The following is a 24,793-nucleotide window of genomic DNA, read 5'->3' as shown; positions in this document are numbered from 1 at the left end:
GCAGCGGCGAGCCTTGACGGTGTTGCTCCACAAGAGCACCAGTCCGGGCGACCGGAAGCCTCGCACGCCGCGGGGTCGATCGGACTTGTCGGCCGCCAGGCGCAGTACACCGGCTATGCCAGGGCGCCATTGTAATGGTCCGCTGTGACAATAGGCGCATGACCCGTCGCGATCCTGCCGGGACGTTCATCGCCGTTGCAGCTACAATTGGCGGTCTTTATCTTTCCACCCGGTTCGTCTGGAACACTCGTCAGGATTCCCCCATGTCGCAGCAGCTCAGCTGGTTCACCGAGGCCCACCAGGCCTCCGGCTCCTCCATCGGTTTCCGCACCGAGCAACTGCTGCACGCGGAAAAGACCCCGTTCCAGACCATCGAGATCTACCAGACCACCGACTGGGGCAATCTGATGGTGATCGACGGCTGCGTGATGCTGACCACGCGCGACAACTTCCTGTATCACGAGATGATGACCCACCCGGCGCTGTTCACCCATGCGCGCGCCAAGCGCGTGGTGATCATCGGCGGCGGCGATTGCGGCACGCTGCGCGAGGTGCTCAAGCACGAGGAAGTGGAGTCCGCGGTGCAGGTGGAGATCGACGAGCGCGTCACACGGCTGGCCGAGGAATATTTCCCGGAGCTGTGCGACTCGAACCATGATCCACGCGCCGAACTGCTGTTCATCGACGGCATCAAGTACATGGCCGAATGCGAGCCGGAGTCGCTGGACCTGGTCATCGTCGACTCGACCGATCCGGTCGGGCCGGCCGAAGGCCTGTTCAATGCCGCGTTCTATGCCAGCTGCCACAAGGCGCTGCGCCATGGCGGCCTGCTGGTGCAGCAGAGCGAGTCGCCGCTGGCGCATCTGGACCTGATCAAGTCGATGCGTTCGGCGATGCGCACGTCCGGCTTCAGCGCGGTGAAGACGCTGCCGTTCCCGCAGCCGTGCTACCCGACCGGCTGGTGGAGCTGCACGATGGCGCGCAAGGGTGGCGACCTGTCCGGTTTCCGCGAGCGCGGCGCTTCAGCCAAGAACTTCCCGACCCGTTACTACAACGCGGACATCCACAAGGGTGCGCTGGCGCAGCCGGAGTTCATGCGCGAAGCGCTGGGCGAGTAACCAGCGCCAGTACCACGGCAGGGCGCACACGCGCCCTGCCGTATGCGTGCACGCCTCAGAAGAGGGTGCTGCGCACCTTCGGCAGCAACACCAGCAACAGCGTGGCGAACGGGCCGAACAGCAGCGACAGCAGGAACCACAGCAGTCCGCTGCGGTTCTTGCCCTGCGCCAGCGCGGCGTTGATCAGCGCCAGCGTTCCCCAGCCGACGAACCAGGGTGCACCGCCGGCAAATGTCGAAAAATGATCCACTACGCGTCTCCCGAACCATGAGGGCGCGACCGTGCGCCTAAATGCCCATCCTAGCAAGCCTTGCGGCGCATGCCGGGCGCTGCCGGCCCATGCATCAGCCTCGCTTAAAATCAGCCGCGCTTAATCTGCCGGCGCTATGCTGGGTGCTTTGACCATGGACCCGAACCCATGACGCGCGGATGGCCTTACCTTGCCCTGGCATGTGCATTTTCCCTCGTGACCGCCCCGGTTTTTGCCGGCAAGACCGTACCCGACAAGACCGGCAGCGCGTCAGTCAAGGCCGCCAAGGCCCGTGACAAGGCCCAGCTTGCGTTCCAGCGCGATCTGGTCAGCGTGCTGGCGCCGAGCGCCGATGCACAGCCGCTGCTCGGCGCCGCGTTGCTGGCCAGGCCATTGTTCAACCAGCCGGAGAACAACAGCTTCCATACCCTGATCGGGCGTGCCGCGATGGCCACGGATGCCGACGCCGCGGTCAGCTGGGTTCGCCTGGCCGACTGCGATGCCAAGGGCGGCGCCTGTCCCAACCCGGCCGCACTGGAGCAGCTGCAGACGCAGGCACCGGACAACGCCGCGGTATGGCTGCTCAAACTGGCCGAAGACACCCGTAACATGAAGTCGGATGCCGCCCGCGAAGATCTGGCCAAGGCCGCCGCCGCCAAGCTGTACGACGACTACGCCGGCGCCAGCCTGAAGGCGCTGGCCAGCTCGGTTGGCGTGCTGCCGCCGCCGGCGGACACGTTCGATCCGACCCATGCAGCCGGTGCAGTCGGCATGCAGACCGTGCTGGTCTACGGTATCGCCAACAGCCAGCCACAGCCGGGCCTGCAGGTCACGGCCAAGCTGTGCGAGAACGCCGGCGACGACGGCTCGATCAAGGCCGACTGCCTGAAGTTGGGCAAGACGCTCGAATGGGGCTCCAGCCCGCTCTCCCGCTCGCTCGGTCTGCACCTGCGCGAGGTGCTTGCGGACGATCCGGCTCAACAGGAAGACGCCAAGCGTGCCCGCCTCAGCCTGATCTGGCAGGTGCAGAGTTTCAGCGGATTGCTGGCGCGCGCACCGGACGACAAGGCGTTGGCGCAGCACCTGCTGGCGCTGGCGCGCAATGGCGGCACCGAAATGAGCCTGCTGCTGGCCGCCCTGCGCGACAGCAGCATCCCCACCGATCCGCCCGCCGACTGGAAGCCTCACTAAATAATCTGCCGAAGAGGGCTTTGCCGCCCTCTTCGAACACGCCAAGTCCGGCACATGCCCGTACGCGGCTTCGACAAATCAACCGCAGCCCGCATCCGGCCGGTTGTTTTTCAGCACCCGACCAGACCTGCCGCAGCACCGCTTTGCGCAGCATCCGCAGCCGTGTAGGCTTGGACCACCTTCCGCGGCAGGGGTGAGTCGATGCTTACGACGCTGGTGGCAAGCAGCAAAGGTGGTTGCGGCAAGAGCACGCTGGTGACCCAGCTGGCGTCGCACTGGGCACAGGCGGGGCAGCACACCGCCATCATCGATACCGACCGGCAGGGATCCAGTTACCGCTGGGCCAGCCTCCGGCCGGACAACGTTCCCGGCGTGCTGGCGTTCGAGGGCGGTCGCAAATCCCTGCAGAAGCTGCCGCCGGACACCCAGCAACTGCTGATCGACACGCCGGCCGGCTCCGGTGAGCGCGAACTGGAACCGTACCTGGATCAGGCCGACGTGCTGCTGGTCCCGGTGCTGCCGTCATCGTTCGACCTGCATGCCACGCTCCACTTCATCGAGGAGTTGCGTTCGATCAACCGCATCCACCGCGGCAAGCTGCCGGTGGGGCTGGTCGCCAACCGGCTCAAGCCGTGGACCCATGCCAGCCAGGACGCGGTGGCCCAACTCGCCGAGCAATCCCCGTTCCCTGTCGTGGCACAGCTACGCGACAGCCAGGCCTATGTGCTGCTGAGCGCGCTGGGCAAGGGCATCTTCGATTACCAGTCCGAACAGGTGCGCAACCACCAGCAGGACTGGAAGGCACTACTGCGCTGGATCAAGCGCCAGCATTGACCCGTCCTTCCTGACGCAGCCATCTGCGCCGCGCGCGACCACACTCCAGCGGAGTCTTCCATGCACGAACTGATCCTCTTGCGACACGCCGAAGCGGTGCCGATAGAAACCACCGGTGATGACCAGCAACGCGCGCTGAGCAAACGCGGTGAGCAGGAAGCGCAGGCGGCCGGACGCTGGCTGGCCGCGCACGGCGTGCGGCCCGGGCGTGTACTGTGTTCGCCGGCACAGCGCACCGAGGAAACCGCCCGCCTGGCGCTAGCCGCGATGACCGATGTGCCGTCGCCGCAGCTGGCGCCGGAAATCTACGATGCCTCGCCGGGCGAACTACTGGCCCTGCTCGACCAGCATGGCGACGCCGGCATCGTGATGCTGGTCGGCCACAATCCCGGCATCGAGCGGCTGGTCGCGCTGCTGGTCGAGGGTCGTTCCGACGAATGCCGCGGCATGCCGCCCGGGGCTCTGGCTGTATTGCATCTGGATGGTGCACTGGAGCCGGGCAATGCCCGACTGGATGCGTTCTGGTCGCCGTGAGGCGACTCTTCGCCATCGGCCTGCTGGCCGCGCTGCTGCTCGCCGCGACCGCGGCACGAGCCACCGACTACCGCATCACCGACCATCGTTCGTACGCGGATTTCGGCGTTCGCCTGTTCTGGCTGCACACGATCAGTGGACGTTTCATGCAGATCGCGGGTGAGGTGCGGGTGGATTCGCGCGACCTGGCGACGGTCGACGCGCGCATCGACGTGAACAGCATCGTGATGGATTCCGCCCGCTCCCGTCGCTGGGTGCTGGCGCCGGAATTCTTCGATGCTGCACGGTATCCGACCCTTCATTTCGTGTCCGACCCGGTCACCCTGGCCATGCTGACGGCGGGAGGCGTGCTGGATGGGCGGCTCACCCTGCGCGGAGTGACCGGGCCGATCCGCTTCGAACTGATGCCCGCCACGTGCGGCACGTCCACCTTGGCGGGCTGCGTGATCGAGGCCCACGGCACGCTGTCGCGCGCCGCCTTCGGCATGAGCGCCCATCGCGCCAGCCTGTCCGACCAGGTGCAGCTCGGCCTGCGGATCACGCTCGACCCCGCAACGGACTGAGTGCGTCCCCGTATCATGGGCGCATGCCTTCGTACTCGACCGCCCGGATCGTCCTGTTCAGCCTGTTCGCCGCAGTCATGCTGCCTGGCTGCACGCTGTCGCGGGCGCAGATCCGGCACGCCGATGCAGTCGTCGCGGCCACCACCGACCAGCACAGCACCTGCTCGCGCGCCGACCACTGCGCACAGCCTTCGCCGCTGCTGGATGCCGCCATCCAGGCGCTCGCCGCATCCACACCCGAGCAGCCGGTGCATGTGGTCACCCTGCTCGACGACAGCGAACCGGCACTGGCGGCGCGTATCAACCTGATCCGTGCCGCCCAGCGCTCGATCGATGTGCAGACCTATATCTGGGATCAGGATGACACCGGCCAGCTGGTACTGGACGAACTGGTGCAGGCGGCGCGGCGCGGCGTGAAGGTGCGCATCCTGGCCGACCAGCTGTTCTCGTTCAACGATCCGGCGCTGCTCGACCGCCTGGCGCGGGCCAGTCCGAACCTGCAGGTGCGGCTGTACAACCCGACCTTCCACAAGGCACGTACCGAACCGGTGGAATTCGCTGCCGGCCTGCTGTGCTGTTTCGTGCAGTTCAACCAGCGCATGCACAACAAGCTGATGCTGGTGGACGACAGCATCGGCATCACCGGCGGCCGCAACTACCAGGATCGCTATTTCAACTGGGACGACAGCTTCGACTACGTCGACCGCGACGTGATGGTCGGCGGCCCGGCGGCCCTGCAGATGGCCGCCAGCTTCGAGCTGTTCTGGCAGCACAAGCGCGCGGTACCGCTGACCCACCTGCGCGACGTCAACCGGCGCGTGCTTGCCGACAGCGCCCCGGGCAGCTGGCCGTTGCCGCATTACCGCCGGCCGCAACGTGTCGCCCAGCTGCTGCAGGTGGCCGAGGATGCCGCGTGGCTGCAGGCATGGCTGGTCGAACCGACCCTGCATGTCGGCAAGGTCGAGTACTTCAGCGACCTGCCATCGAAGACCGACAAGCCGGACAAGAAACTCGCCCAGGCGTTCACCCGCCACATCATGAGCATGATCGGTCACGCCAAGCATGAGGTCCTGCTGCAGACCCCGTACCTGGTCATGAGCCATCGTGCGCAGCGCATCTTCAAGCGCCTGCATCGCGGCGCCGAGCCGCCACGGATCACCGTCTCCACCAACTCGCTCGCCTCGACCGACGCATTCGCCGTGTATGCGATGTCGTACAAGCACCGCAAGCGCTACCTGAAGACCTTCGGCTTCGAGATCCACGAACTGAAGCCGCACGCGCCGGGCCCGGCGGTGGACTACGACCTGGCCAACCTCGGCACCGACGCGTCGACCCTGCCGCCGGAAACCGCCAGCCCGGCAAGCGCCAAGCGCACGCGGCTGCACCTGCTCGGCAGCCGCGGCAGCGGCAACCGGCCGGCTCCGCTGCTCAGTGAGGGCCGCCGCTTTGGCCTGCATGCGAAATCGATCGTGATCGACGACGATTTCGCCATGGTCGGCTCGCACAACTTCGACCCGCGCTCGGACCACTACAACACCGAAGCCGGGGTGATCGTCTACAACCATGACTTTGCCGACCAGCTGCGCCACAGCATCCTGCGCGACACCCAACCGGAAAACGCCTGGGTGATCGCGCCGCGACAGGCAGCGGTGCCGGTGCTCACCGACATCAACCAGGCCATCGGCAGCGTCTCCGAGAGCCTGCCGCTGTTCGACCTGTGGCCGTTCCGCTATGCCACCAGCTACGACCTCGATCCAGGCTGCCAGCCGATGCGCGCGACCGATCCCGGCTTCTATGCCTGTTACCGGCCGGTCGGCGACTTCCCCGACGTGGCGCTGTCGCCCAAGCTGATCATCACGCGGCTGATCACCGCATTCGGGGCGGGCGTGAGGGGAATACTGTGACGCCTCAAGGCAACCGGGCGATGCGCTCACCCTGCGAGGAGAAGCGCATCGGCAGATCGCCACTGATCCCGTCGGGATGATCGGCCGGTACGGCAAAGCGCCAGCCGCGCACGCTGCGCAGCGCATGCGCGTCCAGCACCGGGTCACCGCTGGATTCGACGAGACTGGCGGCATCGACGTGACCGCTGCCGTCGACACCGACATGCACCACCACGCGGCCATCGAGGTGGCCGCGCAGCTCATCCCATCGCTGCGTACGGTCAACAGGCATCGCCAACGGCTCCAGTGCCGGTGCAGCCGGCGACGCGGCCAGCGCTTCGGCGATACCGCCGGAACTGCCCACTTTCGCGCGATGCGTCTGCATCACGCTGACCGGACCACGCCGGCGCGGTGACGCAGACCGGGCAGGGCGCGCTGTCGACGTGACACGATGCGCGCCGGCATGCCGCGGTGGCGGCCCGCGCCAGTCGCCGGTCAGCGTGCTGAGCCAGCCGGTACCGGCGATGCCGACCGCCAGGGCAAGCATGCTCAGGCCGGTGGTGGTGCGCAGACGCAGCATGCCGGGGCAGCTCGCGCGCTAAGGGCGTTCGAGGATGGCGGTGACGCCCATGCCGCCGGCCGTGCAGATCGAGATCAGGCCACGCCCGGAGCCTTTCTGCTCCAGCATCCTGGCCAGGGTGGCGATGATCCGCGCACCGGTGGCCGCAAACGGGTGACCCACCGCGAGACTGGAGCCGTGCACGTTGAGCTTCGCCGGATCGATCGAACCCAGCGGCGCGTCGAGGCCAAGCCGGTTCTTGCAGTAGTCGGCGCTTTCCCACGCGCGCAGCGTGCACAGTACCTGCGCCGCGAACGCTTCATGGATCTCGTAGTAGTCGAAGTCCTGCAGGGTCAACCCCTGTCGCGCGAGCATGCGCGGCACGGCGACGGTAGGTGCCATCAGCAGACCTTCGCCGTGGACGAAGTCCACTGCCGCCACTTCCGCATCACGCAGATACGCCTGGATCTTCAGGCCGCGCTGTGCGGCCCATGCATCGCTGCCCAGCAGCACGGCAGCCGCGCCGTCGGACAGGCCGGTGGAATTGCCGGCGGTGAGCGTGCCGTGTCCGGAGGTCTTGTCGAACGCCGGCTTCAATGACGCCAGCTTTTCCATGGTGGAGTCGGGACGCAGGAAACCGTCGCGCTTGAGGCCGCGGAACGGCACCAGCAGCTCGTCGAAGAAACCGTCGGCATACGCGGCAGCCAGCTTGTGGTGGCTGTCCAGCGCGAGCTGATCCTGTGCTTCGCGGGTGATCTGCCATTCCTTCGCCATCTGCTCGCAATGGTCGCCCATCGACTTGCCGGTGCGCGGCTCGGCGACGCCGGGGAACGAAGGTTTCAACTCTTTGAAGGAGAACCTGCGCAGCGCCGTCTTCAATTTGTCCAGCGGCGTCTTGGCGCGGTTCATCGCCAGCAACCGTTTGCGCAGGCGCGTGCCATAGACGATCGGTACGTCCGAGGTGGTGTCCGAACCGGCGGCGATGCCGGCCTCGATCTGGCCGGCGGCGATCTTGTTGGCGACGATGATCGCGTTGTCGAGCGAGGTACCGCAGGCGCGCGCCGTGGTGATGCCCGGCGTGGTCGGTGCCAGCCCGGAGCTGAGCAATGCCTCGCGCGCGAGGTTCCAGTCCGATGAATGCTTGATCACGGCACCGAGTGCCACTTCGCCCAGTTCCACGCCATGCAGCCCGAACCGCTCGACCAGCGCGCCCAGCACCTTCACCGACATGCCGAAATTGCCGACGTCGGCATACGCGGTGTTGTTGCGGCAGAACGGGATGCGTACGCCGCCGATCACTCCGACGCGCCTTTGCGTGTTTTCCATGCTCAGAACAGTCCACAACTCAAGTCCGTCAAGGCTAACCCGCCATGCCGCGCGGCGAAAGCCCGAAACACCGGAGGATTGACCCAACCGTTCAGCACGGGCGCAACGGGTCAATTGGGCGCCGCTGGTAGAATGGGAACTCTTTGCCATCCGGAACTGCTGCCTGTGGAAGCGCAAACGCTGATCGCCCTGCCTGCGGTGCTGGCGCTGGAACCAGTCGCCGGTGAGGTGCCGGCACGCATGACGCTGAGCCGCGACGAGGCCGCCGAACTGGTCGAGTTGATCGCTGCCGACCTGCATGCGTTGGTGCCTCAGGTCGATGCCGCGCGGCTGGCGCTGGCCGGTGCGCTGTTCGACCAGGTCGAGTTGTTGCGGCCGGGTTTTCCGGTGTGGGCCACGCTGGATGAGCTGGCCCGGCGCGTGCCGCGTGGCCAGCTGGACAACGTGGTCGCGTTCGGCAGTCACGACGGTCGCATGCCGGCACAGCCGCTGGAGCCCTCGGCGGTCTTCGCCGACGGTCCGATGCGGTTGCTGCCGCTGAGCCTGCTGGCTCCGGTCGAGCTGGCTGAAGAGCTATCGGAACAACTGGAGATCCAGCTGGTCGGCCGGGGTGAAGCCGGTACACGCACCGCCGACTGGCTGATGCGCACGCTCGGCATCCGGCTGGAACATGTGCGTTATCTCAGCCGCAACGACCTGCTGGCACTGACCTGCGTGCAGTACGAGCACGTCAATCTGGCTTCGCTGTGGACCCTGCTGGAAGCCGCACTGCTGACGCCCTACCGGACCGAGTCCACGCTCAGCGCCCGCGGCCTGGCCATGCACTACGCCGACGGCAAGGTGCAGGTGCAGTCGCCGGCCCGATGGCTGGCCGCGCATACCGGCGATGCCGCGCAACGCGCCCATGAATTTGCCGGCATCGTGTTCGAGTTGCGCCAGCACGCCGCGCTGTTCGACGCGCATCAGCTGCCGCTGCACCTGCAGGCGACGGCCGCACAGGAAGTCGAGGCCGGCGCCGGTTATCTGCTGGAAACCCTGGCCGTGGTCGATCCCGGCTACGACCCGCCGTCCCTGTTTGCACACGAGGCGCCCGGCCTGGGCGTGGTCGCGATCAGCGTGGCCCAGCGCGGCGCGGCCGGTGGCGCACGCATGCTGGCACATGCCTATCCGCTGCAGCCGCAGGCGCTGGGGCCGTTGATCGCCCTGCTGAGCGGACGCTACGGCACTGCCGCCGAGCTGCATGCGCTGGGCCGGATCGTGCTGGACGAGCACGGCCAGCTCGGCGCACCCGCAACCGTGCTGCACTGAACGCCCCGGTCGCGGCATTTGTGTCGCGGTGGAAACTGGGCGCATGATGGCGCGGCGCCACAGGGGGCGCACACCAGCTGACGGAATGACCATGCGGCCGCCCAAGTCTGCCGAGGTATTGCCATCGCTACTTCACGGGCCGGACTGGCCTGCGCGAATCCTGCGCGGGGCGCCTGCGCTGCTGGCCTATCTCGACAGCGAGCAGCGTTTCCTCTATGCCAACGAGGCGCATCTCGGCTGGCTCGGCATCGACCCGCAGACCCTGCTTGGCCGACGCCTGGTCGATGTGGTCGGCAGACGCAATCACCAACTGGCCAGCGCGGCGCTGGAGCGGGCCTATGCCGGCCACACGGCCAGCTACGAAGGCGAGCTGTACAACGGCCGCGAGCGACGCTACGCGCACGGCAACTTCCAGCCGGATTTCGATGCCGCCGGGCAGGTCTGCGGCATCTTCACGGCGCTGATCGACATCACCGAACGGCACACGCTGGAACTGCAGCTGCATGAGAGCGAGCAGCGCTTCTTCGGCGCGTTCCAGCACGCCGCGATCGGCATGGCGCTGGTTGCACCGGATTCACGCTGGCTGCGGGTCAACGCCGCGCTTTGCACGATGCTGGGCTACAGCGAAGACGAGTTTCTGTCGCGCACGACGCGTGACATCACGCACCCCGACGACGCCGCGACCAGCGATGTACTGCATGTGCGGATGCTGGATGGCGAGCTGGAATCGTGTCATCTGGAGAAGCGGTATTTCCACAAGAACGGCAACCCGGTACATGCACAGCTCAGCGTGTCCCTGGTGCGCGACGACGACGGCAGCCCGCGTTATTTCGTCGTGCAGATCCAGGACATCACCCAGCGCAAGGCGTTCGAGGATGCGCTGCATCGCGAGCGTGAACTGGCCGAAGTGACCCTGCGCTCGATCGGCGACGCGGTGATCACCACCGATCCGCAGCTGCGCATCACGACGCTCAACCCGATCGCCGAGGCGATGACCGGCTGGACCAGCGGCGAGGCAAAGGGCCGGCCCGTCGAGGAGATCTTCCAGCTGTTCGATGCGCAGCAGGGTCACTCCGTCGCCAATCCGCTGCGCGCGGCGATCGAGCACAATACCATCGTCGATCTCGCCGGCAGGACCCTGCTGCGACACCGGCACGGCTTCGACACGCCGGTGGAGGATTCTTCCGCGCCCATCCACGACCATGCCGGCAACGTGATCGGTGGCGTGCTGGTATTCCACGATGTCAGCGAGAACCGCGCGCTGGCGCTGAAGATGATCCATCTGACCCAGCACGACACGCTCACCGGCCTGCCCAACCGCAGCCAGCTGCACGAGCACATCGGCCAGGCGCTGGCTACCGCGAAAAAGCGCCAGCAACGCGCCGCACTGCTGCATATCGACATCGACAACTTCAAGCAGATCAACGAGCAGCACGGCCATGCCGCCGGCGACCGGGTGCTGCGCGCGCTTGCCGCACAGATCCAGCACTGCCTGCCCGGCGACGAGCTGCTGAGCCGCTACGGCGGCGACGAGTTCGTGCTGGTGCTGCCGCACCTGGACGGCGTCGGCGAAGCAGCCAGCGTGGCCCAGATCCTGATCAACCAATGCGAACAAACCCGCGTCGACGGCCTGCCGGAGCTGTCCCTGCGCATCAGCATCGGCATCAGCGTGTACCCGGACGATGCGAACGAGCCGGAAAGCCTGCTGCAACACGCCGAGACCGCCCTGGTCGCCGCCAAGGCGCAGGGCCAGCACGGCTACCGTTTCTTCACCGCGTCGATGAGCGAACGGGCGCAGGCGCAGCGACGGATCCAGACGGCCTTGCGCCAGGCCCTGCCGCGCCACGAACTGAGCCTGTATTACCAGCCCAAGGTGGATGCCGGCAGCGGCCGGATCATCGGTGCCGAGAGCCTGCTGCGCTGGCATGTGAACGGGCAGGAGCTGCACGCGCCGGACCAGTTCATCCCGGTCGCCGAGGACAGCGGGCTGATCCTGCCGATCGGCGCCTGGGTGCTGCGCCAGGCTTGCCGGCAGGCGCGGCTGTGGCAGCAGCAGGGACACATCATGCCGGTCTCGGTGAACGTGTCGCCGCTGCAGTTCCAGCATGCCGATTTCTATACCTGGCTCGACGACGTGCTGGGCGAAAGCGGGCTCGACGGCCGCCTGCTCGAACTGGAGCTGACCGAGCGCATGGTGATGTCCGGCGGCGAGGCGACCGCCGGCCTGCTGCGGCGGATCAAGCAGCGCGGCGTGCGGCTGTCGCTGGACGATTTCGGCACCGGCTATTGCAGCCTGTCCTACCTGAAGCATTTCCCGATCGACGCGCTGAAGATCGATCGCGTGTTCGTGCGCGACATCATCACCGACCGCGATACCGCCGCGATCACCCGCGCGATCATCGCGATGGCCCGCAGCCTCGACAAGGATGTGATCGCCGAAGGCGTGGAAACGCCGGAGCAGGGCGCGTTCCTGCGCGATGCCGGCTGCTCGCAGCTGCAGGGTTTCCTGTATGGCGCGCCGATGCCGGCGCTGGAATTCCAGCAGTTGCTGGCACGGACTACGCCGGCGCCTTGAGCAGGCTTTCGTACATCCAGTAGTGGCAGCGCTGCATGCCGAGTCCTTCATAGGTCGTCTGCGCGCGCTGGTTCTCGGTTTCCACATACAAGCGCAGGCCCACCGCACCGGCCACCGCGGCACGCTGCGCGACGTCCGCGTACAGCGCGCGGAACACGCCGCCACGACGCGCCGCCGGCACCACGTAGACGCTCTGGATCCACCAGAAATCGCCGCAGCGCCAGTCGCTCCACTCATACGTCACCAGCAGACTGCCGACGGCCACGCCCTCGTGTTCGGCAACCAGGTAGAAGCCGCGCCGCGCCTGTTCGAACACACCGCGGATGCCACGCTCCAGTACGGCGGGATCAAGCCGCTTCTGTTCGGTTTCCCACGCCATCGCCGCATTCCAGGCAAGCAGCTCGGGCAGGTCGGCGAGGACGGCAGCACGGATCAGCAGGGACACGGAACGACTCCGGCAAGTGAAGGTGAGTGCGCATCGTAGCGTGCGCGATCTTCACACACCGACGCGTAGGGTGGGGCAGAACCGATGCCGGCAACTCGCCGTGATCGTCCCCATCGAGGGCCATCGCATCGCCGGAACGCCGGCAGACGACCATGCCACCAAGGAAAACCTGATCTTGAATAGCGGCGGCATCCTCGACCTGTTGAAGTTGCGCCAGCTGCGTGCCCTGCGCCGGCGCCGCGCGGCCGCACGCACGAAACCGGAACAGGAGCCGGCGCTGCGCTCGGAGCTGTTCAGTGCCGAGCAGATGGAACGGCACGGTCGGCTGCTGGCCGGCCAGCACCGCCTGAGCGAGCGCGCCAACGCAGATCCGCTACTGGCCCGCCTCGCCGACAACGAGGCCGTGCTGACCCACGCCTGCGAACGACTCACCAGCGCCACCCGGCGCAAGCGGCGGATTACCCCGGCCGGCGAGTGGCTGCTGGACAATTTCTACCTGGTCGAGGAACAGATCCGGATCGCCCGCCGCCATCTGCCGAAGGGTTACAGCCGCGAGCTGCCACGGCTGGGTAGCGGTCCTTCCGTCGGGCTTCCACGGGTCTACGACCTTGCACTTGAAATCATTTCGCACGGCGATGGCCGGGTCGACACCGTCAACCTCGGCCGTTTCCTTGCCGCCTACCAGAGCGTGACGCCGCTCAGGCTGGGCGAGCTGTGGGCGATCCCGATCATGCTGCGGCTGGCCCTGATCGAGAACCTGCGCCGGGTCGCCGCACGGGTGATGGCGGACTGGCGCTATCGCGGCAAGGCGGTGCGCTGGGCCGATGCGATGACCACGACGGCCGAACGCGACCCGAACAGCGTGGTGCTGGTGGTCGCCGACATGGCACGCTCGAATCCGCCGATGAACGGTCCGTTCGTCGCCGAGATGGCGCGCCGGCTGCAGGGGCAGAGCCCGGCATTGGCGCTGCCGTTGAGCTGGATCGAGCAGCGCCTGTCCGAGTCCGGCCAGAGTATCGAGCATCTGGTCCAGTTGGAAGCGCAGCAGCAGGCGGCCAACCAGGTCTCGATCAGCAACAGCATCGGCAGCCTGCGCGTGCTGTCGGCGATCGACTGGCGCGATTTCGTCGAGCACAACAGCATCGTCGAGCAGCGGCTGCGCGAGGATCCGGCCGGCGTCTACGCCGCGATGGATTTCGCCACCCGCGACCGCTATCGCCATGTGGTGGAGGCGATCGCGCGCAAGCATCGGCTGACCGAACCGCAGGTGGCCGAGGCCACGCTCGAACTATGCCAGGCCGCCATGTCGAACGCCGTCACGCCATCGTTGCCGCGGCATGTCGGTTACTACCTGATCGATCGGGGACGCCGTGCACTGGAGCAGCAGCTCGGCGTCCGCCCGACCCTGGCCGAAACGCTGCGCCGCGGCTTCGACAAGGCGCCGCTGCCGATCTATCTGGGCCTGCTGGCGCTGCTCACGTTCGCGTTCGCGCAACCACTGGTGGCCGCCGCCGCACACAATCGGCTGCCGCTGTGGGCGTTGATCGCAATCGCGGTGCCCTCCGTGATCCTGGCCAGCCAGCTCGGGCTGAGCCTGCTCAACTGGCTGGCCACGCTGACGATCGCGCCGCAGCAGCTGCCACGGATGGATTATTCGGCCGGCATCCCGGCCAGCGCGTGCACCCTGGTGGCGATTCCCAGCCTGCTCACCGACACGCAGGATGTCGAGGATCTGGTCGAGTCGCTGGAGGTCCGCTTTCTCGGCAATCAGGACGCGCAGCTGCATTTCGCCCTGCTCACCGATTTCGCCGACGCGGATCGCGAGACCCTGCCGGAGGATGCCGCCCTGCTGCGGCTGGCACGACGACGCATCGAGGCACTGAACGAGCGCCATGCCGGCAGCGGGGGCGACCGTTTTTTCCTGTTCCACCGGCCACGTCGATGGAACGCGGCCGAGCAATGCTGGATGGGCCACGAGCGCAAGCGCGGCAAGCTGGCCGATCTCAACGCATTGTTGCGCGGCAATGCGCATGGCCGTTTCATGCTGATCGTGGGCGACGTCGCGGCACTGCCGACGGTGCAGTATGTGATCACGCTGGATACCGACACCGAGCTGCCGCGCGACTGCGCGCAGGAATTCGTCGGCACCATCGACCATCCGCTCAACCGTGCCGTGTACGACCCCGAACACCGGCGTGTAGTAAGCGGCTACGCGATCCTGCAACCACGCGTGGGCATCAGCCTGCCCAGCACCGCGCGTTCGCGCTACGCGCAACTCTACGGCAGCGACGCCGGCATCGATCCGTATACGCGGATGGTATCGGACGTCTACCAGGACGTGTTCCGCGAAGGCTCGTTCATCGGCAAGGGCATCTACGCCATCGATGCGTTCGAGCGGACGCTGGACGGCCGCTTCCCGGAAAACCGCATCCTCAGCCACGATCTGGTCGAGGGTTGCCATGCGCGTTCGGGCCTGCTCAGCGACGTGCAGCTGTACGAGGAATACCCGGCCCGCTACAACGCGGACGTGAAGCGCCGGCACCGCTGGATCCGCGGCGACTGGCAACTGCTGCCGTGGCTGCTGCCGTGGGCACCGACCGCGCATGACGGCTGGCGCCGCAATGCGCTGACCGCGCTGTCGCGCTGGAAGATCCTCGACAACCTGCGCCGCAGCCTGGTGCCGACCTCGCTGCTGGTGCTGCTGGTGACCGGCTGGCTGCTGCTGTCGCCGGTGCTCTCGTGGACGCTGGCGGTACTGGCGATGGTGCTGGTGCCACCGCTGCTGGCAGCGCTGCTGGACCTGGCGCAGAAGCCGCAGGACGTCCAGCTCGACCAGCACCTGCGCGCTGCCCTGCGCGCGGGCGGCCAGCATCTGGCGCGCATGGCGCTGGCGCTGGCGTGGCTGCCGCACGAGGTGCAATACAGCCTCGATGCGATCCTGCGCACGCTGTGGCGCATGGTGATCAGCCATCGTCGGCTGCTGCAGTGGCAGACTTCCAGCGAGGTCGCGCGGCGCAGCAGCAACGCACCGGCGGCGCTATGGCGATTGATGTGGATCGGCCCGCTGCTGGCACTGGGTCTGACCGTGGCGCTGGCGTGGCAGCGTCCGCTGGTGCTGATCCTGGCCGCGCCGCTGCTGTTGCTGTGGCTGCTCTCGCCGTGGATCGCCTGGTGGATCAGCCAGCCGCGGCGGCCTTCCACGTTTGCACCCAGCGCGACTCAGCTGCGCTTCCTGCGCACGCTGGCACGGCGCACCTGGGCGTTCTTCGACAGCCAGGTCGGTCCCGCCGACCACTGGCTGCCGCCGGACAACCTGCAGGAGCAGCCGGGGCCGGTGATCGCCCACCGCACCTCGCCGACGAACATCGGCATGGCGCTGCTGGCCAACCTGGCCGGCTACGACTTCGGCTTCCTCAGCGCCGGCCGCCTGCTCGAACGCAGCCGGCAGACGCTGGCGACGATGCAGCAGTTGCCGCGTCATCGCGGCCACTTCTACAACTGGTACGACACGCTGAACCTGCAGCCACTCGCGCCGCTGTACATCTCGGCGGTGGACAGCGGCAACCTGGCCGGTCACCTGCTGACCCTGCGCCCGGGCCTGCTGGCCCTGCTCGACGAACCGGTGTTCCCGCCACGCGTGCTGCAAGGCCTGCTCGACACGCTGGCGGTGCTGCACGATGCGCTCGACAACACCGGCGCCGCGGCGCTGAAGCCCATGCAGCAGGAACTCGAAAGCGCGCTGGCGAGCCCGCCCGCCACCGCCAGTGCGGCGGTGAACCTGCTGCAGCGGCAACTCGACCATGCCCATGCGCTGGCCCAGGCACTCGCCGTCGAACCCGGCAGCGATGCGGAGTTCTGGCTCGACGCCCTGCTGGAACAATGCAGCGACCTGTGCGACGAGACGAGCGCCTTCCGCCTCGATCCGCCCACCGACGACAACGGCGGTTTCAGCGGCATTCCCTCCTTGCGCCAGCTCGCCCGGATCGAACCCTTGTGCTGGCCGGCCGACGCTGGTGCCGACGACCTGCGCGCACAGGCACTCGAACGCATCGCGCTGATCATGCATCTGGCGCAGCAGGCCGGCGAACTGGCGCTGATGGACTACCGTTTCCTGTACGACAGCACGCGCGACCTGCTGGCGATCGGCTACAACGTCGACCAGCGCCGGCTCGACGCGGGCTATTACGACCTGCTCGCGTCCGAGGCACGCCTGGCCAGCTTCGTGGCGATCGCGCAGGGCCAGCTGCCGCAGGACAACTGGTTCTCGCTGGGCCGCCTGCTGACCACCACCGGCGGCGAGCCGGTGCTGCTGTCGTGGACCGGCTCGATGTTCGAGTACCTGATGCCGATGCTGGTGATGCCGAGCCATGAAGGCACCCTGCTCGACCAGACCTGCCGTGCCGCGGTGGCGCGGCAGATCGAATACGGCCAGCAGCTGGGCGTGCCCTGGGGTGTTTCCGAATCCGGCTACAACACGCTGGACGCGCACTTCACCTACCAGTACCGCGCGTTCGGTGTGCCGGGCCTGGGCCTCAAGCGCGGGCTGGGCGACGACGTGGTGATCGCACCGTATGCCAGCGTGCTGGCGATGATGGTGGACCCCGCCGCGGCGACGCGGAACCTGCAGCGGCTGGCCGAGGCCGGTGCACAGGGGCGCTTCGGCCTGTACGAGGCGATCGACTACACCCCGGCACGATTGCCGCTGGGACAGGACTCGGCCCTGGTGCGTTCGTTCATGGTCCATCACCAGGGCATGAGCCTGCTGGCACTCGCCTATGCGCTGCTGGACCGGCCGATGCAGCAGCGCTTCGAATCCGACCCGCAGTTCCAGGCCACCAGCCTGCTGCTGCAGGAGCGCATCCCGCGGACCGCCGCGGAATACCTGCACGCCTCCGGTTTCCCCGACATGGACGACCCCTCGCGCGCGACCGAGGCGCGGCTGCGCGTGTTCGCCGACCCGGATCGGACGCGGCCGGCCGTGCAGCTGCTGTCGAACGGCCATTACCACGTGATGCTCAGCAGCGCCGGCGGCGGCTACAGCCGCTGCGGCGAACTGGCGGTGACACGCTGGCGCGAGGACATCACGCGCGACCACTGGGGCATGTTCTGCTATCTGCGCGACGTCGCCAGCGGCGCGTACTGGTCCACCGCCTACCAGCCCACGCTGAGGAAGACCGAGCTGTTCGAGGCGATCTTCTCCGATGCGCGCGCCGAGTTCCGCGTGCGCGAACGCGAGTTCGATGCGCATACCGAAATCGTGGTGTCGCCGGAAGACGACATCGAGCTGCGCCGCACCCGCATCACCAACCGCAGCCGCACGCGGCGCACGATCGAGCTGACCAGCTACGCCGAGGTGGTGCTGGCGCCGGCACTGGCCGATACGCTGCACCCGGCCTTCAGCAAGCTGTTCGTGCAGACCGAGCTGATACCGGCCGTGCAGGCGATCGTGTGCACGCGGCGACCGCGTGCGGCCGACGAGCACGTGCCGTGGATGTGCCATCTGCTGGCGGTGCACGACGCCGACATCGATGCGATCTCCTACGAGACCGACCGCGCCCGTTTCATCGGCCGCGGCCGCAGCACGGCGCAGCCGCTGATGCTCGATCGCGAGCAGGCACAACTGTCCAACAGCGCCGGCTCGGTACTCGATCCGGTGCTGGCGATCCGCTGCCGCATCACGCTGGAGCCGGAGCAGTCGGCCACGGTCGATTTCGTCACCGGCATGGCCGACAGCCGCGACGGCTGCCTGCAACTGATCGGCAAGTACCGCGACCGCCATCTGGCGGACCGTGTGTTCGACCTGGCCTGGACGCACAGCCAGGTGCTGCTGCGACAGCTCAACGCCAGCCTGGCCGATGCCCAGCTGTACGAGCACATGGCCACCTCGATCATCTACCCGAACGCGAACCTGCGTGCCGAGCCCGGCATCCTGCGCGGCAACCGACGCGGCCAGTCGGGCCTGTGGGGGCAGGCGATCTCCGGCGACCTGCCGATCGTGCTGCTGCAGATCGCCGACCCGGCGCGGATCGAACTGGTGCGCCAGCTGGTGCAGGCGCATGCGTACTGGCGGCAGAAGGGGCTGGCGGTGGATCTGCTGATCTGGAACGAGGACCGCGCCGGCTACCGGCAGGAGCTGCAGGACGCGATCATGGGCCTGATCGCCTCCGGCAGCGAGGCCAGCCTGCTCGACCGACCGGGTGGCATCTTCGTGCGCCCGGCGCAGCAGCTGTCCGGCGAGGACCGGCTGGTGGTGCAGGCGAGTGCGCGCATCATCCTGACCGACAACCGCGGCAGCCTGGCCGAACAGATCAACCGGCGCCGCGTGGAAACGCATGCGCCGCGTTTCGAGCCGAGCCCGCCGAAGCGTATCGCGGCCACCGCGCCGATCACGGCCGTGCCGGCCGCAACCGACGCCACGCTGCAGCTGACCAATCCGCGCGGTGGTTTCAGCACCGATGGCCGCGAGTACGTGATCACCCTCGCCGCCGGTTCCGCCACGCCGGCGCCGTGGGCCAACGTGCTGGCCAACCCGCATTTCGGCACGGTGATCTCCGAGAGCGGCAGCGCCTATACCTGGGCCGAGAATGCGCATGAGTTCCGGCTGACGCCGTGGCACAACGATCCGGTCGGCGACGGCGGTGGCGAGGCGCTGTACCTGCGCGACGAGGAAACCGGCCAGGTGTGGTCGCCGACCCCGCTGCCGTGCCGCGGCAGCGGCGAATACATCACTCGCCACGGCTTCGGCTACAGCGTGTTCGAACACAGCGAGGACGGCATCCATTCCGAGCTGTGGGTGTACGTGGCACTGGATGCCTCGGTGAAATTCTCGGTGCTGAAGCTGCGCAACGACTCCGGCCAGCCGCGCCGGCTCAGCGTCACCGGTTACGTCGAATGGCTGCTGGGCGACCTGCGCGAGCGCACCGCGATGCACGTGGTGACCGAATCGGACCCGGCCAGCGGTGCGCTGTTCGCACGCAACGCCTACAACACCGAGTTTCCGAACCGCGTGGGGTTCTTCGACGTGGACGATCCCGCCCGCGGCATCGACGGCGATCGCAGTGAATTCCTCGGCCGCAACGGCAGCATGGACTCTCCGGCGGCACTCGGCCGCGCCAACCTGTCCGGCCGCCTCGGCGCCGGACTCGACCCCTGCGCGGCGCTGCAGTCGGGCGTGACGCTGGACGACGGCGAGCAGCGGCAGCTGATCTTCCGCCTCGGCCTGGGCCGCGATGCCGCCGACGCCGCTGCGCTGGTGCAGCGCTTCCGTGGCAGCGGGACCGCCGCCGACGCGCTGGCCAGGGTACGCGCGCACTGGGAGCGCACGCTCGGCGCGGTCCAGGTCCGCACGCCCGATCCCGCCCTCGACGTACTCGCCAACGGTTGGCTGCTGTACCAGACCATCGGCTGCCGGCTGTGGGCACGCAGCGGCTACTACCAGTCCGGTGGCGCCTTCGGCTTCCGCGATCAGTTGCAGGATTCGATGGCGGTGCTGCATGCCGCTCCCGAACTGGCACGACGCCAGCTGCTGCTGTGCGCGGCCCACCAGTTCCCCGAAGGCGACGTGCAGCACTGGTGGCATCCGCCGCTGGATCGCGGCGTGCGCACGACCTGCTCCGACGATTACCTGTGGCTGCCGCTGGCCACCAGCCGCTACGTGCTCGCCACCGCCGACCGCGGCGTGCTGGAGGAACGCATCGGCTACCTCGAAGGCCGCCCCCTGCATCCGGGCGAAGAGTCCTATTACGACCTGCCGCAACATGCCGGCCTGCGCGAGACGTTGTACCGGCACTGCGTGCGCGCGATCGAGCACAGCCTGCCGCGCGGCGCGCACGGTCTTCCGCTGATCGGTGGCGGCGACTGGAACGACGGCATGAACCGGGTCGGCGAGCACGGCCGCGGCGAAAGCGTATGGCTGGGCTTCTTCAGCTGCGAGGTGCTGACGCGCTTCGCCGAGGTGGCCCGACTGCACGACGACGAAGCCTTCGCGCTGCGCTGCGAGGACGAGGTCGCCAAGCTGCGCGGCGCACTCGAACAGCACGGCTGGGACGGCGCCTGGTACCGCCGCGCGTACTTCGACGACGGCACGCCGCTGGGCTCGAACGGCAACGACGAATGCCGCATCGACTCCATCGCGCAGAGCTGGTCGGTGCTGTCCGGCATGGCCACGCCCGAGCGCCGGCAGCAGGCGATGGACTCGCTCGACGCGCACCTGGTGCGTCGCGACGCCGGCCTGGTGCAGCTGCTCGATCCCCCCTTCGACAAGTCGCCGCTCGACCCCGGCTACATCAAGGGCTACGTGCCCGGCGTGCGCGAGAACGGCGGCCAGTACACGCATGCCGCGATCTGGGCCACGATGGCGTTCGCCGAACTCGGCGACAGCACGCGCGCGTGGGAGCTGCTGCGCATGATCAACCCGGTCAGCCACGGCAGCGATGCCGCCACCTCTGATGGCCCCGCCGGAGATGATCCCACCACCACCGAAGGTGGCCTCGCCGAGATGGACGTCTACAAGGTCGAACCCTACGTGGTCAGCGCCGACGTCTACGCGGTCGCACCGCATACCGGCCGCGGCGGCTGGAGCTGGTACACCGGCTCCGCCGGCTGGATGTACCGGCTGATCGTCGAGTCATTGCTCGGCCTGCGGCTGGAAGCCGGCAAGCTGCGCTTCGCACCGGTGCTGCCGGAGGCATGGGACGGCTTCACCATGGACTACCGCCACCACGACACGCCGTACCGGATCCATGTGCGGCAAAGCGACGCCGGCACGCTCGGCGTGGTGTGGCTGGATGGCGTGGCGCAAGTGGACGGCTGCATTCCGCTGACCGACGACGGGGCGCAGCACAACGTGGAACTCAACTGGCCACGGACCCACTGATCCGGTGACGAACGGCGAGCGCCGCCGGCCCGCAGCTCAGCGATCCAGCGGGCTGAGCACGCCGTGGCCGCCGCGATTGAGCACATGCGTGTAGATCTGGGTGGTGGCGACGTCCTTGTGACCGAGCAGTTCCTGGATCGTGCGGATGTCCTGGCCAGCCTCCAGCAGGTGGGTGGCAAAGGAATGCCGCAACGTATGACAGGTGGCCGGCTTGACGATGCCCGCCTTGATCCGGGCCGCGCGCACCGCGCGTTGCAGCCCCGCCTCGTCGAGGTGATGACGCCGCAACTCGCCGCCGCGCGGATCACGTGAAAGCCGGTCCGAGGGAAACACATATTGCCAACCCGGTTCACGCGGCGCCGACGCATACTTGCGCGCCAGCGCATGCGGCAACCACACCGCGCCATGGCCGGCAGCCAGATCCTGCTGATGAATCAGCCGCGTCCGTTCGATCTGCGCGACCAGTGCCGCGCGCAACCGCTGCGGCAATGGCACATGCCGATCCTTGCCACCCTTGCCATCGCGAACGCAAATCTGGTTGAACCCGAAGTCCACATCCTTGATGCGCAGGCGCACGCATTCCATCAGACGCAGGCCCGATCCATACAACAGCGACGCCATCAACGCGAAGCAGCCGTCCATCATCGCCAGCAAGCGGGTCACCTCGTCGCGCGAAAGCACCACCGGCACCCGCTGCGGACGCTTGGCGCGCACGATCGTCTCCATCCACGGCAATTCGATCGACAACACTTCCCGATACAGAAACAGCAAGGCCGAAAGCGCCTGATTCTGGGTGCCGGCCGCCACCTGTCCCCGGATCGCCAAGGTGCTGAGAAAACCCTCCACCTCGACGGCCCCCATCTCCCGCGGGTGCCGCTTGTCATTTGCCAGGATGAAACGCCGGATCCAGCCCACATACGCCTGTTCCGTGCGCAGGCTGTAATGCTTCAAACGCAAACGTGCACGCACCTGATCCAGCAACCGCGGCGTTTTCGCCTCCGTTACACCCTCACTTTCGCATGCGTAACTCATACACCCTCAAAAGTGTCGGATAACACCGACAGCGTGCATCCATGTTCGCGACGACGCTGCAGTGCAAGCACATGATCTGCTGTAGGAATTAGCCGCTTGAACGGTCAGGAGCGGCACCGCATACTCGGCGCAACACCCCACTTTTGGGGTCTACTTAGCGTTAGGCCGAAAATATGCATCATGAGGCTCTATCTGAGCAGCTCAAAGAAAGCGCGATGGCTTCGCTTCGACTTGCCGGAGAAATTCCATCATCCATCCGAGGCATCACCCTCGGCTGGTCGTTCGAGCCTGATCCAAACGATCCGACACATAGAGATGGATTACGAATCACCTTTCGTACCTACTTCAGTAGTGAGCCTACGGAAAAAGATTTAGACTTCTCTAACAGCACTTCTGACGCTTTGGTTTCCGACTTATGGCGTCGCATAGTTTGGGTGCATCACGAATCCCAAGTGGTTGATCACACAACTGACGAACCTTTAGCCTCTCTAGGCTATTGGCTATATATCGAGCAACCCAGCAGGCCCGCGTCTGCCTAACATTTCGTTCAAGGCGGACGGCTTCGCCGCCGCTTAACTCCAGCATTAGGCCGCAAATGGACTACGACTCCTTTAAAGAACTCGTCTTCTCATCAATTGCCGCGCACGATGGTGAGTGGAGTTGGTACCAACTCGATCGCCATCTATCTCAACGTTATCCCGAAATGATGGGGCACTTGATGGCAGCATTAGGCGAGCTTCAAGACGCGGGTAGGATTCGCTCCGTAGTCAACATCGCAATCCCAGCTCAACCGCACTACACATTGGGCAACCGCGACGGTGCCTAACATCTCGTTCAAGGCGGACGGCTACGCCGCCGCTTAACTCCAGCGTTAGGCCTCAAGAGGATGGACATGGAGGAACAGGATGTCATCGTATTGATCAGCCCAGACCGTCGTGAAAAGGTCTGTATCTATCGGCGAGCCGAGGGAAGTTTTGGAAGCAGGAACTTCATCTGGGTAACGGAAGAGCCGCACTTTGAGGGGTGGGCGATCGGCAGGGAGTGGGGTCACTTTTATGACACGCCGCGAACGGCTTTGCGCGAGTGCGCTGCCACGTTCTCCTGGATTGGCGAGTACCTCTAATTTCTCCACATCTCAAGCTAGGCACTAGGTCGGCTTCCTGTGCCTAACAACTCGTTCAAGGCGGACGGCTTTGCCGCCGCTTAACTCCAGCGTTAGGCTGCATGAACAATCGTCGCGAACAACTGGAAATATTGCATGCTCGCCTCGGTGAGCTAGTAGCGATACTCGCGCAAGATCCGCTCTGCCAATGGCGCAAGCATTTTGTCGCATGCCAGCAGCAAGCTGCATCGCTACTCAGCCGCGACTTCACTCAAAACGAGCTAAACGAGCTTTCTGGCTCGGTTAACCACGTCTATGGCGGCGCTGGCAGCTTCAACGACTACGCTCCAATCCTCGCAAAAGCTGATGGCACTTTCGGCATCATCGCAGGCATGGACAGCTTCAGCGAGCTATCTGGCAACGTCTACTCATCTGCTCTTGCACTCAGGGTCGTCGGCAATGCACCCTAACAACTCGTTCAAGGCGGACGGCTGCGCCGCCGCTTAACTCAAGCGTTAGGCGTCAAAGGCAATGACCCAAGCAATCACGCGAGCAGAATCAAGAAATTTCCGCATAACTCGCATTGCGTGGCTGCTTCTATTTGCCGTAATCATGCTTCTGCTCAACACATCAATCCGGCCACCCCTTCTGAATTCCCTTGTTGCCGTCGAAGCTTTACTCACGCTCTACTTGCTGCTATGGCGTTGTCCGCGATGCCGTGGCTTCTATAGCGTCAAGTTATCTGGCGGCGATTCGTTTTTTGGCATTGCGTGGCCTTACTTCAATCAATGCCTGCATTGCGGCTGTAAACTTGAAACAGGTGGGCCTCACACCCCGAGCAGTTCGGGTGGCGCCTAACATTTCGTTCAAGGCGGACGGCTACGCCGCCGCTTAACTCCAGCGTTAGGGCTCCCAGATGGATTTGCTACTTCCAATTGCTGGCCTCGTATTGCTCATCGGCATACCTGTCTATCTGCACGCGGTCGTCAAGCTCGGTGGCATCGTCCAAGCAGAGCATCCCGAGTGGGTGAACCGCCGCGGGTCGTTGAGCTTTTTTTACACGGGCATGCCTCGCATCGCAGACCCAAACGTAGGCAACGCAGTCTTGGGCGTTGCCTTCAGCTCTCGCTGGCGTACGCTCAGCTCTCCTTCTGCGTCCGCGTATGTCGGCCGCATTCGCATCTTGTTGCCGTTGCTT

Annotated in this window: 16 protein-coding genes; 11 read left to right on the top strand and 5 right to left on the bottom strand. The window is 66.4% G+C overall.

The features are described from left to right. Positions 1-263 precede the first annotated feature (263 nt). Positions 264-1,118, top strand: a complete 855-nt coding sequence (gene speE / locus ACYVKM_RS05545) for a polyamine aminopropyltransferase (protein WP_460876427.1) — start codon at positions 264-266, stop codon at positions 1,116-1,118. Between the two features lie 55 nt (positions 1,119-1,173). On the opposite strand, the gene ACYVKM_RS05540 is transcribed toward speE, so the two are convergent. After that, the gene (locus ACYVKM_RS05540) at positions 1,174-1,368 is read right to left on the bottom strand and encodes an antitermination protein NusB (protein ID WP_460876425.1); all 195 of its coding nucleotides are present in this window, start codon (positions 1,366-1,368) and stop codon (positions 1,174-1,176) included. A 168-nt stretch (positions 1,369-1,536) separates the two neighbouring features. On the opposite strand from ACYVKM_RS05540, the gene ACYVKM_RS05535 reads away from it, so the two are divergent. The 5 genes from ACYVKM_RS05535 to ACYVKM_RS05515 all read left to right on the top strand — a co-directional run bounded on the left by ACYVKM_RS05535 (position 1,537) and on the right by ACYVKM_RS05515 (position 6,394). Next, a complete protein-coding gene (locus ACYVKM_RS05535) occupies positions 1,537-2,559 on the top strand; it encodes a hypothetical protein (protein WP_460876423.1) in 1,023 nt (340 codons plus the stop codon). A 201-nt stretch (positions 2,560-2,760) separates the two neighbouring features. Beyond that, entirely contained in the window at positions 2,761-3,393 is a 633-nt protein-coding gene (locus ACYVKM_RS05530) for a nucleotide-binding protein (protein ID WP_460876422.1), read from the top strand. Positions 3,394-3,453: 60 nt separating this feature from the next. Continuing rightward, entirely contained in the window at positions 3,454-3,927 is a 474-nt protein-coding gene (locus ACYVKM_RS05525; protein WP_460876420.1) for a SixA phosphatase family protein, read from the top strand. Continuing rightward, entirely contained in the window at positions 3,924-4,490 is a 567-nt protein-coding gene (locus ACYVKM_RS05520) for a YceI family protein (RefSeq protein WP_460876419.1), read from the top strand. The genes ACYVKM_RS05525 and ACYVKM_RS05520 overlap by 4 nt, the downstream gene beginning before the upstream one ends. A gap of 23 nt (positions 4,491-4,513) precedes the next feature. Further along, the gene (locus tag ACYVKM_RS05515) at positions 4,514-6,394 is read left to right on the top strand and encodes a phospholipase D-like domain-containing protein (protein WP_460876417.1); all 1,881 of its coding nucleotides are present in this window, start codon (positions 4,514-4,516) and stop codon (positions 6,392-6,394) included. 4 nt (positions 6,395-6,398) lie between these two features. Here ACYVKM_RS05515 and ACYVKM_RS05510 read toward each other — a convergent pair whose 3' ends face one another. Beyond that, complete coding sequence (locus tag ACYVKM_RS05510; protein WP_460876415.1) at positions 6,399-6,953, bottom strand: energy transducer TonB family protein; 555 nt, start codon at positions 6,951-6,953, stop codon at positions 6,399-6,401. A gap of 18 nt (positions 6,954-6,971) precedes the next feature. Beyond that, entirely contained in the window at positions 6,972-8,258 is a 1,287-nt protein-coding gene (locus ACYVKM_RS05505; RefSeq protein WP_460876413.1) for an acetyl-CoA C-acetyltransferase, read from the bottom strand. A gap of 165 nt (positions 8,259-8,423) precedes the next feature. Between ACYVKM_RS05505 and ACYVKM_RS05500 the strand changes: the two genes are divergently transcribed. Then, positions 8,424-9,566 (top strand): hypothetical protein, encoded by a 1,143-nt coding sequence (locus ACYVKM_RS05500; RefSeq protein ID WP_460876411.1) that lies wholly within the window; start codon positions 8,424-8,426, stop codon positions 9,564-9,566. A gap of 91 nt (positions 9,567-9,657) precedes the next feature. Next, the gene (locus tag ACYVKM_RS05495) at positions 9,658-12,141 is read left to right on the top strand and encodes a sensor domain-containing protein (RefSeq protein WP_460876409.1); all 2,484 of its coding nucleotides are present in this window, start codon (positions 9,658-9,660) and stop codon (positions 12,139-12,141) included. Here ACYVKM_RS05495 and ACYVKM_RS05490 read toward each other — a convergent pair. Further along, on the bottom strand, positions 12,125-12,586 hold the full coding sequence (locus ACYVKM_RS05490; RefSeq protein ID WP_460876406.1) for a GNAT family N-acetyltransferase: 462 nt from the start codon (positions 12,584-12,586) through the stop codon (positions 12,125-12,127). The two genes, ACYVKM_RS05495 and ACYVKM_RS05490, sit on opposite strands and share 17 nt — an antisense overlap. A gap of 175 nt (positions 12,587-12,761) precedes the next feature. Between ACYVKM_RS05490 and ACYVKM_RS05485 the strand changes: the two genes are divergently transcribed. After that, the gene (locus ACYVKM_RS05485) at positions 12,762-21,461 is read left to right on the top strand and encodes a GH36-type glycosyl hydrolase domain-containing protein (RefSeq protein WP_460876545.1); all 8,700 of its coding nucleotides are present in this window, start codon (positions 12,762-12,764) and stop codon (positions 21,459-21,461) included. Between the two features lie 36 nt (positions 21,462-21,497). On the opposite strand, the gene ACYVKM_RS05480 is transcribed toward ACYVKM_RS05485, so the two are convergent. Continuing rightward, on the bottom strand, positions 21,498-22,493 hold the full coding sequence (locus tag ACYVKM_RS05480) for an integron integrase (protein WP_460876404.1): 996 nt from the start codon (positions 22,491-22,493) through the stop codon (positions 21,498-21,500). 595 nt (positions 22,494-23,088) lie between these two features. Here ACYVKM_RS05480 and ACYVKM_RS05475 point away from each other — a divergent pair. Next, a complete protein-coding gene (locus ACYVKM_RS05475; RefSeq protein WP_460876402.1) occupies positions 23,089-23,319 on the top strand; it encodes a hypothetical protein in 231 nt (76 codons plus the stop codon). 398 nt (positions 23,320-23,717) lie between these two features. Beyond that, positions 23,718-24,065: a hypothetical protein gene (locus ACYVKM_RS05470; protein ID WP_460876401.1), complete on the top strand. Its 348-nt coding sequence runs from the start codon at positions 23,718-23,720 to the stop codon at positions 24,063-24,065. Positions 24,066-24,793: the final 728 nt, after the last annotated feature.

Source organism: Rhodanobacter koreensis, from assembly GCF_054782855.1.
This window is presented reverse-complemented; position numbering and strand designations above follow the sequence as displayed.